The following is a 17,645-nucleotide window of genomic DNA, read 5'->3' as shown; positions in this document are numbered from 1 at the left end:
TATGAAAAGAAAAAATAAAACAATAAGCACTATTATTGCTTCATTTGCAGTTTTTACTAGTCTTTTCGACTCAAATATAGCTCAAGCAGCAACTCCTGGAACGCAAGTTGTTAATTTTTCAGAAAGTACAAGCCAATCTCGTAGCCAAACTATTAATATTCCAAAACTTTATAAAATAAAATCTGTAACAACAGATAACGGAAATGTTTCTTACAGTGTAAATGGAACGAATGTAACGATTAATGTTAATAATGGTTCTACTACCAGACAAGAATCTTATTACGACCCTTATAAGTATTCGAAATATGTATCCGAATCTCGAAGTCAAATTGGTAACAGTTGGTTTTCGGATTCTATTGATTATAGCGATGGAAGTGGATACTCAGGAACATTGTCTAAAAGCGGTTCTTCTACTTCTAATACGTCATATTACCCAAATTATACGACAGAAAAAGTAATGTATACTTTTGATTCATCACAACAACCTTCTTCTAGACCTACATCAGAAGGTTACTGGTCAAAAGACAGAACTGTAAGTGCAACTAGGGTTTATGTTTGGGACCAAATCTCAAGCAGTTACAGTTTTGGTACTTATGTAAATTATAATGGTGAAGATACTGGACCTTGGGAATCAGCAGGAGGAGCATATTCGTATTACTGGGGAAGAGATTATTCTTGGGATTATTGCTACTATACTTCAAGGCAGTGTCGTGATTATGGTGGTTATAATAATGGATTCTATATGGATGAAAATTCATGGACAGCTCCATTTTATATTACAATGTGGTCTTGGACGAAACAAGAAACAACTTATACACAAAAGTATGATGGAACAGTTTATCAAGGCGGGACATCTTACCGTGATTATTATTCATACAATGTTACGGTAAATTATGAACTAGATACAACTGCTCCAACTGGAACAATCACTGCTTCTCCTACAACACTAACAAACGGTGATGTAATACTAACAGCAACTGGTACGGATAGTGAAATAGGAATGAAACAAATAAAACGTCCGGATGGAACATATGCAAGTGGTTCGACTGCGAATTACACGGCTACAACAAATGGAACATATTCATTTGATTTCGAAGACAATTATGGAAACATATTGACGAAATCATACACTGTCTCCAATATAGATAAAATCGCTCCAAGTGGAACATTTACACCAAATAGTACACCTTGGACAAATTCTAGTGTATCAGTATCCTTCGACCCAAGTGATACGGGAGTCGCAGGAGTAAAACAATGGAGATACCGTACCTCTTCAGACAATGGAGGCACATATGGAGCATGGTCTTCTTATACAGTAGGAGACACAACAGGAACGATTCCTATAAACGCACAAGGACAATGGAAGATACAAGCAGAAGTAACAGATAATGCAGGAAACGTGAGCACGATTACAAGTGGAACTCATCAATTAGATACAACAAATCCAAGTGGAACATTCACAGCAAATAGTACACCTTGGACAAATTCTAGTGTATCAGTATCCTTCAATCCAAGTGATACAGGTGGTTCAGGAGTAAAACAATGGAGATACCGTACTTCTTCAGATAATGGAAGCACATATGGAGCATGGTCTTCTTATACAGCAGGAACTGCATCAGGAACGGTTGCCTTAAATACGCAAGGGCAATGGAAAATACAAGCAGAGGTAACGGATAACGCAGGAAACATTAATACCGTTACAAGTGGAACTCATCAAATTGATATGTCATTACCAACTGCAACGTTTAATCCGAATTCTGCTGTGTGGAGAAACACTGGAATTTCTGTAAGCGTAGACCCAAGTGATACAGGTGGTTCAGGAGTAAAACAATGGAGATACCGCACTTCTTCAGACAACGGAAGCACATACGGAGCATGGTCAACTTATACAGCAGGAGATACAACGGGAACGGTTGCTTTAAATACGCAAGGACAATGGAAAATACAAGCTGAAGTAACTGATATTGCTGGTAATATTAATACGGTTACAAGCGGTGTTTATAATATTGACCTTACGAACCCATCAGGAACATTTAATCCAAATAGTTCACCTTGGATAGGTGTTAATGTACCTATAACTTTTGACCCAAGTGATACAGGTGGTTCAGGAGTAAAACAATGGAGATACCGTACGTCTTCAGACAACGGAAGTACATACGGAGCGTGGTCTACTTATACAACCGGAGACACAAATGGAACTATTACCTTATCATCCGATGGAACATGGAAAGTACAAGCCGAAGTAACTGATAATGCAGGCAATGTTTTCATTGTAACAAGTGGAACTTATTACATCGATATGATTTTACCAGATGCATCGTTTAACCCTAATTCTGTGTCTTGGACGAATAAGGACATCAGTGTAACAATTGACCCAATTAAAACAGGTCCTTCAGGTATCAAAGAATGGAAGTATCGTACTTCTTCAGATAAAGGGACAAGTTGGAATGCTTGGAGTTCAGTTATAGTTGGGGATGTAACAAATACGATTACCTTCTCAGCAACAGGTGAATATGTAATAGAAGCGGAAGTTACAACAAATGCAGGACTTAAAAAGGTGATTAGAAGCGGGGTCTATCAAATAGATAAAGTGAATCCTACCGGAAACTTAACAGCTCCTACTGGTTGGACAAATAAACCTGTTACTATTACTGCAATTGGTTCTGATACTCTATCAGGAATAGATAAAATTAAATTACCAGATGGTACATTTACAAAAGGCACAAAAGCAACATATGATGCTCCTGTAAATGGAGATTATACGTTTAGATTCTATGATGTGGCAGGAAACTATTATGATAAAACGTATACAGTTAATAATATCGAATTCATTAAGCCTTTCGTTTGGCATGAAACAAAAACACCAGAAAATTTAACAAATGGTAATGTTGATATCTCGTTATTAACAGGAGATGCAGACTCTGGTGTGAAAAAAATTATCCTTCCAAACGGAACATCTGTTAATTCTAACAAAGCAACATATACTGTTAGTGTAAATGGTGAATATACGTTTATTATTGAAGATAATGCAGGGAATCAGGAAACCTATGTAAGTAAAATTGAAAACATAGATAAAACTATCCCAACAGTTTCCGGATTAATCATCTATGAATATGAGCCAAATAAGTACGAAGTTACAGTAGACCCAATGGATGGAAAAGGAATTAAAGAAGTTAAATTAGACACAGGACAAGTATTAAATTATGATTCGAGTACGAAGCTATACAAAATTACAAATTTAACTACAAAACCTAATTCGGTTGCGATAACAGACATTGCAGGAAACACAACTGGAAACATTGCCTTTATTTCTGCTCCTACTGTTACTTTTGATAGTGGTTATAACACTTCTAAAGTAATGAAAGATAATGTAGCTCTTTCAATCAATGGAGCAAATACAATTTCTTATATCAAAAATGACAATGAATTGACATGTTCTGCGAAACCTTGTGCATATACATTTACTGAAAATGGGGACATCATAGCAAAACATAGTCAATCCTATAAAGCTTATTTGAAAAAAATCACAGTTTCTAATATAGATAAAACAGAACATAAGTTGACATTAGAAGGAAAAAGAAATCCATTAGATAAAAACGAAGCATTGTTAAACTGGAATCTACTTATCGACAATCCGAAAGTAACATGTAAAAGCAGTGGTGATACTGCAACAGGTAATGCAAGTGGACAATCACATAAACTAACTATCCAAAATGAAACATATGATTGTTGGGTAGATGGAAAGTATCAAGAATATCCAATTACCTCAAATAAAATCACGATTTATCCAGATTACGACGAAAAAATAGATGTAGATAGAAACGAAGTGAAATATCTAAGTTTAAATACAAATATCTTAATGGAAAAAACAAGAGGCGGCGAATTCTACGTAATTAATGCAAGAAGAACCAGTTTCCAAAATTACGCAATGCCTATTCCGAAATCACTTACACCTTAATAGAACAACCCTTTCTTAAATGAAAGGGTTGTTTTGTTTTGGATTATGACTTTAAAAATTCAAAAAAAGTGATAAAATAATCCTATAATTTCTCTTGAGGTTTAGTCCTTTTCAGAATTATTCGGGATTTAATAAAAAATTATTTTTCATGCGTTTTTTAAAATATAAGTTATAATAGTTAAAAAAAGTTGGACAAAAAGGAGAAATAATCATGACAAAAGGATTAAAATTCAAAAAGGTTTCTGATATTCAAACTCACATCAATCAAAAATTACGAGCTTATAGCATGGAACAAGATTTTAATAATCAAGATTTTGTGATTGATGATACATATTATACAGTGAAAAAGGCAGAGTTATATCTTAAAGCATCAAATGAAAAAAGACGCTATATTTCAAGAACAGCTCTTTTCTCAGCTGAGATAGACGAAAAAGATTCAGAAAACCTATATATCCGAGTAGACATAAAACCTACAACGGAATGGTCTGGTAGCAATAAGCCAACAGATGAACAGCTTGCGTCTGTGTTATCTATTTTATGTTCTTATTGGTTGGAATATAATAAATTTAAGGATTCAAAACGTGTACTGTTTCGATGGTCTAATTATCGAGATTCACTTGATGTTAGCATCTTTAAAAAAGCAATGGAATTACTTCAATATAGAGAGCTTTTAAATGCAAGCGAAATTATTTCTATAAATGGACATAAATCCAATAATTTGATTGTATTTCGTTCAAATGAAGTTGATGGTAAGCTTGATATTGCAGAATTTGTGCAAAAATATATTGAGGAATCAAAAATGAAGTATCCATCTTTTACAGTAGAAAAATTCGGCTCTGGTCTCATCGCAACATTCACGACAACATATTATTATGAAAACGATTTGTTTTCTATTGATTGGGAAAAGAAAGATGACCAAAATGTGTTGGTATTAAAAAGAGACGAAAGAGAGAATCAACATTTCTCATTAACAGAAGATGTAGTAGAGAATATTTTATCTGCTGTAAGAGAAGAAATGAAGCTTTCTAATTTATTAAAACCACCAGTAAAACATTTAAAGGAATTCTGTAAAACACATTTGGAATTTGAACCTGAAGAAAATTTACTAGAAGAAAAGATTCGTTTTGTTGATGAAAAAATAGGAGTAGGAGAAACCGAAAACGAACTGTTTCGTATCCTTCAGATGATTAATCAACATAGACCTGAATATAGCCAATATGGTTCATCTCGTCATGTAACAAAAAAACAGATAGACAATTATGCTTTGGATAGGGAGAGTAAAAAGTCTTTCGAAGAAATATATAGTGACGAATTTAAAATTTGGGCGTTTAAAACAGATGAGTATTTCTGGCATGTGATGTATTCTCAAAATGAAGGAAACATATGGTTGTATCCAGAAAAAACAGAAGGAATTCCTGAAGAACTAAAAGAAGATGTAGAAAGTATATTTGAAGAAAGAAGAGACCCTGATTTAATTGAAAAGATAGAACAAATTATCGAAGCAATGAATTACATTCAAAGCAACAAAAAACTTAAAACAAACAGTTATGGCTTTAGTAATTCATTATCTTCATTTAACAGAATAGGTAAAGATGAGTTCGGGAAACAATGGTGGAATGAGCGTCAATCTAAGCTCCAAAAATAATCAAATTAGAATTCAACTAAAAGGAATGACTATTCATTCCTTTTTTTCTTATTCTTAGCGTAAATATCTTTTTCGGATATGAACTTAGTTAGAGGAATACGAGGGGAGTGAAGTTGAGTATTTAAAAAGCAGCTAGGATAAGCTACTTTTTATATGTATTTTTTCGTTTTTATCAAACCGCTAGTCTTGATTTTCTCTTTGTAAAGAAATCTATTACATCGGTAGATTCTAGAATTGTATCGTTTAATAGTTTTCCACCTTCTACACTAATGACATACATAGTTTTATCCGTTTTAACAATAGCATGAAGATAATATACTTCTTCTATAGCATAGATTTCAGCCATATTTTCTGCCTCGTTAATACGAACACCCTTTACCTCTTTCATCATTTCAATAAATGATACAACTAATTCCAGTTGATTCACTTTATTTCCTCCTCGGAGTTTTTAAAATCATATCATTAAATATTATTTAGTCAATTTATTTATGAAATACTGCTTAAATTAAAAAAAGCCCGTGAAATTCACGGACTTACTCGTATGTTTCTAATTTCTCTTTTGCTAATACTCCTCCGATGAAAAACATTACTGACATCAACAAAAATGAATGCCAATACATAACCTCATCGTGTAGTTGAATCGTTATTGCTAGAACAATTCCTGCACCAGCAACATATACTCCAAGGCTACCTTTCATTTGTTCCAATCTCATTGCTCCAAGTAATCCAAGACCAATTGAAAATGCAGTAGAAATACCTACTACGAAAAATGCATCTATATACCAAGGAGTAGATACGACATAAGCCGCCTGTACCATAATATATAACGCTATTGGAAATGATAATGAAAATAATGCAATAAACCTTCTTTTTGCTTTTACCCCTGTTTTTCCTTTTGTTGTCGTTGTCATTTCAACAACCCCCTTGTGTTTTATATTTTATACACCATTTTTTGAAATATGGGTAGAAAAACCTAATGAAAATTGGTATATTTATCTAGAATACATAAAAAAAAGAAAGGAAGTGAAAACATAATTTAGAAACTAAGTTTCATAGTTTAAAACTAAATATCTTTTATCATTCAATATACTTAGAAGACATTGTATGTACTACGTATCAGGCATGAAAATAAGTCTTTATAATATATAAAAAAGAGAAAGGCAGGGGATATAGATATGAAAAAACACAATGAAAGGATTACATTTATAATGAAAGGTGAGTTGTTAATCCGTAAAACATTATATTTTTTCTTTACCTATTATGCTCTTTACTGTTTAACAAATTATGTTCGTCCTGAAGTTCTCACATATGAATTTGCATCTATCCCTGTATACATACCTATTTTCTTTATTGTCAGCATACCTCTTACTATATTTGTTAGAAATACGATTGTAAGGTCATTCAGGGAAAGCGACTTATATAAAGAAATAAAAAGCGAAGAATATGAGTCATTATTACCTATTCTTAAACACATAGTGACTATCACTTTCTATTTTCTTGTTCAATGCGGTATCATCGCTGTTTTTGTTCCTGAATTAGGTTTAGCTACAATTAATGGTGTTCCTATTCTTTTAGCTATTAGTATAGCAAATTGTTTTCTTGTTTTTCTTTTCTACAATAAGTATATTTTTTCGAAATGATGTTAATATGAGGGCTACTTCGGTAGCCTTTTTATTATGGCTTAAAACAATTAAAATAGAGTATATGCATTGAATCTATAACGCATCTATACCATGTATATACATATTATATACATTAAAACTTTGATATTCAATAGCTGTATGTAAATTTTTTGTAAACATAAAGGTAAAACACTATTATATTTGTACTGTTTAAGTTTTTTATCGCCATTTTTTAGGATAAGAACTGACGTTCTAATTGTAATCTATCAAATTATTAATTAAATGGCAATGATTTTATGCGTTTTTCTCTGTTTGGGGCAAATATCATACAAATACTCGAATACACAGAGCAAAAATAAAAAAATAGGGAAATAGACTAATTTTTAAACACTCTAACATGACTTCATGTTTTTAAGCAAATTGTCGTTTTAGTAAATAGAGGATTTGGAGGTGATTTGTAGTGAAAGACAATCCAACTTTAGTATTAACTGCTCCACCAGGAGATAAGTTATGTTTTGATACGTCTATTATACCGACGGGTCTATTCTATATGGGGAAAATGGATAAAGAACAGATAAGAATGATGAAAGGGGATATACCTGTATCATTTCGTTTATTAACGTTTTTGTTAGTGAGAAATCAACATGTTTTTGAAGTGAGTTCTTTACTTGAAGAACTAAAAGGCGAAAAAGACTTAGGAGAAGTTTCTCAGCTAATTCCGCATGTATTCGAATATGATTTAGACGATGTTATTGTAAACATCAAACAATATCTTGAAGAATTAATTTCAGAAGGGTACTTAGATTATCTATACTTACGAAGTCATTAAATGACTTAAAATCCTTATCACTAAGATTTTTGTAAATAATACATGCATTGCAAAATCTGCTGACCATATCTATATAGGTATGGTTTTTTTGTATGTGTAAATATCCTTACATTTTTTTCTTTGGTTGCAACCACGAAAAAGAGATTGTACAACCGGACTATATTTAAAGAGAGAGTGCATAATAAGTAAATTTGAATAATATCTATGTTGTTTTCAATATTTTTTTGAGAATAACATAAAAAAAATCCATTTTTCATCATTCTGAATTTCTGTTTTGCTAAAATAATGAAAGCTAATGTGAAACTCAGAAACTGATTCTGCATAGGAGAAAGAAAAATGACTCGAATGAAAAGAACGCAAGAAGAATATATTTCAATTTTAAATGAACTAGGAAATAATGAATATCAACTGGTAGATGGTGAAATATATCAAGGAAACAACCAAAAATTGCAAACTATACATAAAACGTGTGAAAGAATTACTTCTATTAGTCCAAAAAGGTTTATGTCGGGACAACGTTGTCTCTATTGTTCTAAAGAAGAGCGAATGCGAAAGATTCGCGAAGAAAAACATGAAGAGTTCAAAATTTTTCTTCAAGAGTCTACAGATGGTGAATACACTATCTTAGAAGGGGAGATGTTTGTTCACGCAAAACATCACTTGCAACTCGTTCATCAAAATTGTGGCAATGCTTATAGAGTTCGTCCAGATGATTTCAAAAATGGTTCTCGTTGTCCGAAATGCCGGGACCGTAGCGCTTCAAAAAAGACCTACGAGCAATTTGCGCAGGAATTTTCCGATAGTTGTTTAGGGGAATACGAATTATTGGATGGAGAAGTTTACGTAAACGGGAAAACTCCTATTCAAATCCGTCATAAACTATGTGGCTATGAATATTCTATAAATCCAGATTCGTTCCTTAGAGGGCATCTCCGTTGTTCTCAATGTAAGAATAATAATAAATCGACTCATAATCCAGAAAAATTTATTCAATTCAAAGAACGAATTATGGGATTAGTTGGTGACGAATACTCTGTTTTGGAATCAACCGACTTCATGAACTTAAAAAGTTCTATAGTCATGCGTCACAATACATGTGGTTATGAATATTCCACTGTTGCAGATTATTTCATAAAGGGTTCTCGGTGCCCAAATTGTTTAATAGATTTTAGAAAAAAACAAGTTTGGAAGAAAAAAACTCACAAAGAGTTTTCCGAAGAGGTTCTGATAAATGGTGAAGGCAATTATGAGTTGGTTGAGGGAACAGTATATATAAATAATATGACTCATGTACAAATGCGGCATATTACTTGTGGTCACGAATATCTAGTAATACCAGCCAATTTTTTAAAAGGTCGAAGGTGTCCGAACTGCAATGACCTCAATCGAAGTCGAAGAAATACCAAGACACATGAAATCTTTGTTAAAGAAGTACGAGATGTAGTTCAAGAGGAATATTCTGTTTTGGGAACTTATATAAACACGAATACAAAGGTTAAAATGAAACACTCGTTATGTGGTTATGAATGGGATATTGTGCCTGCATCATTTCTCTTAGGAACTCGTTGTCCATCATGTGCGCTAAAGAATCGTGCTAGTAAGAAAAGAAAAACATTAGATACCTTCAAAAAAGAAATGTATGAATTAGTTCAAAATGAATACAAAGTGAAAGAGGGAGAAGTGTATATTAATAATTCTTCTCCTATAATCGTCATACATAATGTCTGTAAACATGAATATTCAGTTCGTCCTGGTAACTTCCTAAGAGGAAGACGTTGCCCCGCTTGCAGTAAAAAAGCAAGGGGAGAAAAAACAAGAAAGAACTTAGAGGATTTTAAACAGCAGGTTCTTGAATACGGAAATAAAGAATATGAACTAACAAAAAACGCTGTATATATAAATACAGATACACCGATTGAAATGCGACATATTATTTGCGGTCATGTTTGGAATTCGTATCCTGCTGCTTTTATTAGAGGGAGCCGATGCCCCAATTGCAACGGCGGGATTAAAAGAACACATGATGAGTTTAAACAAGCGGTTAAGGAAAATGGCAAAGGCGAATATGTAATTGCACCGGGAGAAATATATACAAACAATCATACACATATCGCTTTGATACATACTGAGTGCGGGACCAAATATAAAACAACTCCTGGTAATTTTCTAAGAGGAACTAGGTGTCCAAAATGTGCATTTTTAGGAATGAGCAAAGGTGAAAGAGAAATTAATGATATTTTTGTAGAAAATAACATTGAGTTCATTCCGCAACAAAGTTTTGAAGAATGTAAGCATAAACGACCCTTGCGTTTCGATTTTGCTGTTTACGTAGAAGGGAATGTCAAAGCGTTGGTAGAATATAATGGACCCCAACACTATCATGAGATTGATTATTTTGGCGGGAAAGAAGCATTTGAATTAACTCAATTACGAGATAATATCAAACGAACTTATTGTGAAGAGCAGGGGATTCCATTAATAGAAATACGCTATGATGAAGAGATTCTTCCTAAATTAAGCGAAGAATTATTGAAAGTAAATGTTTGTATATAATAACAAAGAAAAGATAACTGTTTTTGGTATTTACATAGAGAAAAAAAGAAGAGTGCGTTTAAATACGCACTCTTCTTAAAGTTATAAGTTATTAACTATTACTATTAATATTTCTAACAAACATAAAATAATCCTTTTTAGAATTAATCATTATTTAAATTTTTTTAGGAAATGTTCCCTCGCAAATACCACAATAATAACAATTTTCATCATAATAATGGTCTTCTAATGCGTGTTTGCCCCGTTTACAATAAAAAAGAGAAAGTAGATATAGCTTTGTTGGTACACATATGAAAACAAAATAGAAAATAATCAAAAATAAGATAAAAAAAAACAAAAAATATCATAAAATTCTCCCTCCATATCCATTCTGTTTTTTTAACAATTAATTGCATCTAAATCAATTCCTGTTAAATGAAAAATGTAAACGCAAAGCTGCATTAGTAAATGCGGATTTTTTTGATGAGGAACAATTAAAACGGTTCCTTCTACTATGAATGTATAATTTGCTACTAAAACTTTAAAAGGTATGTCCATCGCAATAATGAAATTGATTTTGGGGGTGATTTTGTTGAAAGCTTCAATTGTTGAATATATAATCGTTGTTGCTATATTTATAGTATTGATTTTTTGTGCATGGTCATTCTTCAATAAAGATAAATATTATTCGAAAGATACACATGCATTAGTAGAAGTCATTCAAACAAAAGTAAAAGAAGAACAAGTACGTTCGGGCAAATTCCTACGTACAGAATACGTTTGTGATGTTCATGCAAAAGAAAAGGATTCATTGAAAATTTTTACCTATCGAAGTGAAGATAGTTTAAAAACAAAAGCAATTTGCGATGCATTTCAAGCACAGAAACAATATGAAATTACATACAATCAGAATGATAACCACATACGAGATTACAAAAAATTATAATTCATTTTGGGGTTCGTACTCTGCAAATTACAATATTCAAAACAGAAAATAATGAAATAAATAAAAAAATAAATAAAAAATCCAGAAACTCTACCAATTAGTTTCTGGATTTGTTATTATGGATTTATGAAGAACGACAAACTCAGAATGTCGTTTGATAATTTAATAGAGGGGGGACGAACCATGCTGAAAAAATGGTTCGGAAACTGATGCAATTGTGGGGAATGGATATTCAAACTATCTATTTATACACCCTAATCATTTGTGGCTCATTATCACTTCTATACATGCTATTTGGAGACCTACTGCATGCAATAGGTGGGGGTATAAGCCCAGGTTCTGTAGTGAACCCTACGGTTGTATTAAGTTTCTTTGCTATATTAGGAGCTTCAGGATATATTTTTGAAACGACTAGTTCAATGGCAAACATCACTATCCTCGTTATTTCAACTCTAATTGCATTAGTGTTGGTAAGTATCATTCATTTCTTTATTTTGGCACCTCTGTCAAAAGCAGAGCAAAATACTGCAAGTCGCATGGAAGACTCTAAAGGAAAAGTAGGCGAAGTTATTATTACTATTCCAGAAGATGGCTTAGGCGAAGTATTATTGAAATCCAAATTCGGAAATAATGGACAACCTGCTAAAAGCAGTGACAATTCAGAAATACCAGAAGGGTCACAAGTAAAAGTAGTTGGAATAGAAGATGGTGTCGTTCTAGTTGTAGAGCGCATCGATACATAACCGATTGGTTTTTTTGAAAAACCATCAAGGAAAATCAGGAGGAAACAAAGTGACTTTAATCATCGGTGGATTATCTTTAGCAATCGTTGTTACAGGTATCACAGCAGTAATGAAAACAGGAAACAAAGAGTCTCTTATCGCAATTTATGATAAGGGCAACAAGTAATAGTAGTCAGAATAAAAGTCGATGTTGTTTAAAGGTCAAAATAACATCGACAAATAACCTATTCGCTCTTTGAAAAACAAATAACGGAATTTAGGAGGAAACAAAATGACTCTAATTATTGGTGGAGTAGCTTTAGCAATCGTTGTTGTAAGTATCCTTGTATTTATGGCGAAGTATCATACGGTAGGACCGGAAGCGGCACTTATCGTTACAGGTAGCATGTTAGGAAATGGAGCAAACGTAGTAACTTCAGAGGATGGGAAAAAGGTAAAGATTATTCGCGGTGGAGGAACGTTCATTGTTCCAGTTCTACAGCAGGCTGAACCTTTAAGTCTATTAAACTACAAGCTAGAAGTAGGCACACAAGACACTATCACAAAACAAGGTGTTCCTGTAAGTGCGCAAGGTATTGCCATTATCAAGGTTGGTTCAACAATTGAAGAGGTTTCTACAGCTGCTGAACAATATTTAGGTAAAAATCCTGAAGAGTTAAAAAATGAAGCGAAAGAAGTTATGGAAGGTCATTTACGTAGCATTCTGTCTTCGATGACTCCTGAAGAAGCGAATGGTAATCGTACATTGTTTGCTCAAAAAGTACAAGAAGTCGCATCAACTGATTTCAGTAAAATGGGTCTTCGAGTAGTTTCTTTAACAATTAAAGAAATTAAAGATTCAAAAGGTTATCTTTCTGCATTAGGAGAGCCACAAATCGCAGCGGTAAAACGTGATGCTGCTATTGCCAATGCGGAAGCTGCAAAACAAGCTCGTATTGAACAAGCAAGAGCAGAGAAAGAAGCGAAAGAAGCAGAACTTCAACGTGATACTCAAATTGCAGAAGCAACAAAAGAAAAAGAGTTGAAAGTAGCTGACTACCGTAAGCAACAAGATGTTGCGAAAGCGGAAGCTGACCAAGCGTATCACTTACAAGAAGCAATTTCAAAGCAACGAGTTAAAGAAGAAGAAATGAAAGTCCAAATCATTGAGCGTGAAAAGCAAATTGAATTGGAAGGCAAAGAAATTCAGCGTCGTGAAAAGCAATATGACGCAGAAGTGAAGAAGAAAGCAGATGCTGACCGTTATGCTGTAGAACAATCTGCCGAAGCAGAAAAAGCTCGTAAAATACGAGAAGCCGATGCTATGCAATACAAAATTGAAGCAGAAGCAAGAGCTCGCGCAGAAGAAGTTAGAGTAGAAGGTTTGGCAAAAGCTGAAATCGAAAAAGCGCAAGGTCTTGCAACAGCAGAAGCAGAAAAAGCAAAAGGTTCTGCTGAAGCGGAAGTTACAAGATTAAAAGGTTTAGCTGAGGCAGAAGCGAAGCAAAAAATTGCAGAAGCCTTTGAATTATTTGGTCAAGCAGCTGTCATGGATATGATGGTACGTATGCTTCCAGAGTATGCGAAACAAGTTGCTAGTCCTCTTGCAAACATCGATAAAATCACAGTGGTAGACACTGGTGGTAGCGGTAAAAATGGAGGCGCAGGGAAGGTAGCTGGGTATGCGACTGACCTTATGGCAACTGTGCAAGAAACACTTAAAGCATCTTCTGGTATTGATGTGAAAGAACTACTTGAATCCTTTGCTGGCAAAGGAAACGTTCGTAATAGCATTGATAACTTAGCAAGTGAAATCTCTTCTTCTAAAACAGTTGAAGCAGAAGTATCAGACGTAAAGGATGCTGAATAACACTAAAAAAGGAATCGATTTATTTCGATTCCTTTTTTAATTTCATTAAATTTTGTAAATTTACACACAAGTTTTTAGAAGTTGCTATAATATTGAAAATAAAATTAGAAAAGGATGATATAAAAATGACAGTAGCATACGCACAAAATAATAAAACTAATGAGAATACAAAAAACGAAGGAATTTTCGTAATAAAATCTGTTGAAATTGATACTTATATGGAATTTGTTGTTTCAGAAATCAAAGAATGTAAGAATCAAATTAATTTATTTAGCCAAAAAATCGAGAGTATTAATTCAGAAATTAATTCACTTACAAATCAAATGGTGGATTTGATGTCATTTGGTAAACAAGTAGAAAAAATTTCTGAACTTAAGAAACTTATTTCTGAGAAAACAGAATTACTATCTGATGCTAAAGAATCCAAAGCAAAGTGGATTCATAAATTAAGTGATTTAGGAAATAAACGATTCGAAACACAAGAAGAAGTTAAAAAACAGAAGGAGAAAGAAAAACAGTTCCGTTCCGATATTGTAAAGGCAATTTCACAAGAACAAGTCAAAATACACGAAGCGTACAATAAATTAGAGGGAATTAAAAAAATGGTTGAAGAAGGTCATGATTTATCCCAACTTTTAGTCGAAGGAAAGTTACATATCGATAATATGATTTTTCATCTAGAATCTCTAAAAGAGGGGAGCTCAAAATAATGAAAAAAGAAGTATTCGTTTCCGCTCATTTTTATATCACTGTACATCAAAATGAAACAGAAGAACAGGCAATTCATAGAGCAAAAAACATTCTTAATAACTTGTCTTCTGATGAAGATGGTAAAGAGGTATATATTCATATACAAGAAACTAAAGTAAACAACTAGACACATAATTGAGGTGACTTCATGAAGAAGTCATCTTTTTTTTCTGTGTTTAAGAATTATATTTATCATTTTTCACAATTTTTTTCATTTACTGTTAAGATATGAAAAAAGTCGAAGGAGAATGGACATGAAAAAGTTTATTCAATCTATTGAAAATGCAATTAAAGCAGGAGAAAAGAAACACCCAAATTATAGTTCACATACTATTCGTCAAGACATAGTAAAACGCGCTTTAGAACGAGGTGCTTTTCTAAAAGCTAAATGTCGCTTTTATTACACAGATGACTACGCATGGGACAATGCAAATAATTTTGGAAAAGGAGAAGTCAGTGGAGAAACGATTGTAGATAAAATGAATTTTGTAGGCGCAGACAGATGCTCTGTTAAGAAAGAAGAAACTCATTATGAGATTTCAATTAGTATCCATTCAAACTTAGTTTACGATGTTTATGTTCCACTTACAGCTGATTCAACTAAAAACAATAAAAAGAAAAAGAACAGCGGAAAAACTTCAAGCGTTACAAAGAAAAATCTTGATAACGAAAACAAGGAAACAAATACTCCTATTGAAGTTACTCTTACTGAAAACGAAGAGAAAAACGGAATTGAAATTAGATTTTCTCGCAAACCAGCTGAACATATTCTGCAAATGGTAAGTGATAATAAGTTTCGTTGGTCCAAATTTGGACAGTGTTGGTATGCAAAGAGAACAGAGGCGACACTTTTATTCGCAAAAGAAATCAAAGATTTGTTTGAAGATACAAAGCTAGATTTAGGGATGATTGAAGAAGTAAAAACAGAGGTAAAAAAAGAAATTCCTAAAGTTTCTATCAGAAATAATGTTATTGATGCAACAGCACTTTTCGCAAAACGAGCTGCTGTTTAAACGAAACGATAAGAATATAAAAGGAGCTAGAAAATGTTAATAGAAAAGGATATTTTAAAACGTGAATTAGACGAATTTTTAGGAAGTAGGACTTTAACACCGGAATTAGAAGAGTTTTTAAATTCATTAAAAGCACCTTTAGACTGTATATTATATAGAGGCATGAATTTCCCTATGCATCTCTTAAAAAAGGGAGGGAAATTAGAAGAATGGCATGGTTCTTCGCATTGGTCGAAAGAATTTGATGTTGCTCAAAATTTCGCTTATGACGGATATATCAATGAAGATTATGTGAATGAACTTGGAGAAAACAAAACATTATTGCATGATTATAAAGTAAATGATGCTTGCGAGCTATTTACTGAAGTTGTATTCCGATTAAAAGAAAACAAACAAGCTATCAATGTAGATAAGTTAGTTATTGAATGGGGTCTTGCAAATTGGGCTCATGAAAAAGAAGTAACATTTATCGGCACTGATTTTCTTATAACAAATATTATTCATATCAAAGACGAAGAAAAGCCATATTTTCTTGTTGATGTGGAAGAAATTTAAATAAACGGACAGTTTTCAATTAAGTCTCAATCATCGATTGGGGCTTTTTTTAACATCAAATAAACACATTATTTATGCTGATTTTTCTATTTTTTTTTAACACATTAAATCAAATTAGTTTAATATATATAAAAAACATTTGAAAAGGATGGATAATATGTTAGAAAATACTGTTGTTGAGAAAATTGTAAGAGAGATTTTAGTTGAAAACCATTTAAAGGAAGTTGGAGCACGTTTTGAATATACTATGTATGTAGATTATCAAGACCGAGTTTCAGAAAAACAACTAAAGGACATTTCGCAATCCGAGAACAAAATGGAATATTTTTATGATGCTTTATCTGATTTCGTATCAGATTCAGTAGAAAACGAACGCGATGAATTGATAAACATTATTCGACGAAGTTGGAATACAGAAGAACATGGTGAATATGATTTATATTCGGATTTTATTAATGAACATATTGGTGAAGTAGTAGATTTTCAATTCCCATATGAACATTACTTAAAACAAAATATATGTGTGAATCTACTTGTAGATACAGGTGATGGAAATCATGACTACACTCTCAATAATTTTGCTTCATACAATTCCAGTGAAGACGAAGAAATAGAGGAAGAAAGCAGTATTTTATGGTTAGTTAAAAAACAAGGATATACAAAGGAACAATTACTTGCAGCAATCAAACATTCTAATTACCATAACGATAGTAAACTTTTGAAATCTGTTCACACTGAGTGTGTAAATGTAACCAGTCATATGAATGCACTTGCGTTTTTTGTTCAAATGACATTGGAAGACTTCATCAATTTTGCGGACAACTCGAATTCTTTAGTGTTATCTTCAAATACTTCATGCGGACTATATGATTTATGGAACGGAGCTGGTGGTCCATTAGAGATTTCTCTTGAAAAAGACGTTGAAATCCCTTCTGAATATATCAGAGCGCATATTGACGGTATGAGAGGGTATGGAGTGAATAGTATTTACGGAATTTCAACAAGCTTTTGGCGTAATACAGTTATTTCTTTCAAATAATTTCATTGATTTCATAGACCAAATAAATGGACAATTTTAAAATTAAGTCTCAATCTTTGATTGAGGCTTTTTGATTTTCAATACTTTTCTTGTAATCTCTACATTTTTTTAGATATATATAAATTTTAGAAATGAATATTGTGAATCAAAAAAAGGCAGCTTTT

Annotated in this window: 15 protein-coding genes; 13 read left to right on the top strand and 2 right to left on the bottom strand. The window is 32.8% G+C overall.

From position 1 onward, the window contains the following. Nucleotide 1 precedes the first annotated feature (1 nt). Both PDL00_RS04825 and PDL00_RS04820 read left to right on the top strand, forming a co-directional pair. Entirely contained in the window at nt 2–3,958 is a 3,957-nt protein-coding gene (locus PDL00_RS04825) for an Ig-like domain repeat protein (protein WP_270727023.1), read from the top strand. Nucleotides 3,959–4,169: 211 nt separating this feature from the next. Continuing rightward, nucleotides 4,170–5,603, top strand: a complete 1,434-nt coding sequence (locus tag PDL00_RS04820) for a hypothetical protein (protein ID WP_270727021.1) — start codon at nt 4,170–4,172, stop codon at nt 5,601–5,603. Nucleotides 5,604–5,775: 172 nt separating this feature from the next. Here the strand turns inward: PDL00_RS04820 and PDL00_RS04815 are convergent, their stop codons facing one another. Beyond that, complete coding sequence (locus PDL00_RS04815) at nt 5,776–6,030, bottom strand: hypothetical protein (protein WP_098007300.1); 255 nt, start codon at nt 6,028–6,030, stop codon at nt 5,776–5,778. Nucleotides 6,031–6,136: 106 nt separating this feature from the next. Further along, nucleotides 6,137–6,514, bottom strand: coding sequence for a hypothetical protein (locus PDL00_RS04810; RefSeq protein WP_270727019.1), 378 nt, complete (start codon nt 6,512–6,514; stop codon nt 6,137–6,139). Between the two features lie 264 nt (nt 6,515–6,778). On the opposite strand from PDL00_RS04810, the gene PDL00_RS04805 reads away from it, so the two are divergent. The 11 genes from PDL00_RS04805 to PDL00_RS04755 all read left to right on the top strand — a co-directional run bounded on the left by PDL00_RS04805 (nt 6,779) and on the right by PDL00_RS04755 (nt 17,481). After that, nucleotides 6,779–7,243, top strand: coding sequence for a hypothetical protein (locus PDL00_RS04805; RefSeq protein WP_270727017.1), 465 nt, complete (start codon nt 6,779–6,781; stop codon nt 7,241–7,243). A 442-nt stretch (nt 7,244–7,685) separates the two neighbouring features. Further along, nucleotides 7,686–8,054: a hypothetical protein gene (locus PDL00_RS04800; RefSeq protein ID WP_098007297.1), complete on the top strand. Its 369-nt coding sequence runs from the start codon at nt 7,686–7,688 to the stop codon at nt 8,052–8,054. Nucleotides 8,055–8,399: 345 nt separating this feature from the next. After that, nucleotides 8,400–10,607, top strand: coding sequence for a hypothetical protein (locus tag PDL00_RS04795; RefSeq protein WP_270727014.1), 2,208 nt, complete (start codon nt 8,400–8,402; stop codon nt 10,605–10,607). Between the two features lie 571 nt (nt 10,608–11,178). Further along, nucleotides 11,179–11,532, top strand: a complete 354-nt coding sequence (locus tag PDL00_RS04790; protein ID WP_270727012.1) for a hypothetical protein — start codon at nt 11,179–11,181, stop codon at nt 11,530–11,532. A gap of 224 nt (nt 11,533–11,756) precedes the next feature. Beyond that, the gene (locus tag PDL00_RS04785; protein WP_270727010.1) at nt 11,757–12,275 is read left to right on the top strand and encodes an NfeD family protein; all 519 of its coding nucleotides are present in this window, start codon (nt 11,757–11,759) and stop codon (nt 12,273–12,275) included. A 271-nt stretch (nt 12,276–12,546) separates the two neighbouring features. Continuing rightward, nucleotides 12,547–14,124, top strand: coding sequence for a flotillin family protein (locus tag PDL00_RS04780; RefSeq protein WP_270727007.1), 1,578 nt, complete (start codon nt 12,547–12,549; stop codon nt 14,122–14,124). Between the two features lie 92 nt (nt 14,125–14,216). Further along, nucleotides 14,217–14,834: a hypothetical protein gene (locus PDL00_RS04775; protein ID WP_270727005.1), complete on the top strand. Its 618-nt coding sequence runs from the start codon at nt 14,217–14,219 to the stop codon at nt 14,832–14,834. Further along, nucleotides 14,834–15,001 (top strand): hypothetical protein, encoded by a 168-nt coding sequence (locus PDL00_RS04770; RefSeq protein ID WP_270727002.1) that lies wholly within the window; start codon nt 14,834–14,836, stop codon nt 14,999–15,001. The genes PDL00_RS04775 and PDL00_RS04770 overlap by 1 nt, the downstream gene beginning before the upstream one ends. A 127-nt stretch (nt 15,002–15,128) precedes the next feature. Beyond that, nucleotides 15,129–15,887: a hypothetical protein gene (locus tag PDL00_RS04765; protein WP_270726999.1), complete on the top strand. Its 759-nt coding sequence runs from the start codon at nt 15,129–15,131 to the stop codon at nt 15,885–15,887. 33 nt (nt 15,888–15,920) lie between these two features. After that, on the top strand, nt 15,921–16,442 hold the full coding sequence (locus tag PDL00_RS04760) for a hypothetical protein (RefSeq protein ID WP_270726996.1): 522 nt from the start codon (nt 15,921–15,923) through the stop codon (nt 16,440–16,442). Nucleotides 16,443–16,599: 157 nt separating this feature from the next. After that, nucleotides 16,600–17,481, top strand: a complete 882-nt coding sequence (locus PDL00_RS04755; RefSeq protein ID WP_270726994.1) for a hypothetical protein — start codon at nt 16,600–16,602, stop codon at nt 17,479–17,481. The last annotated feature ends 164 nt before the right edge of the window (nt 17,482–17,645 follow it).

It is taken from the genome of Bacillus cereus group sp. TH152-1LC, from assembly GCF_027710505.1.
GTDB lineage: Bacteria > Bacillota > Bacilli > Bacillales > Bacillaceae_G > Bacillus_A > Bacillus_A mobilis.
This window is presented reverse-complemented; position numbering and strand designations above follow the sequence as displayed.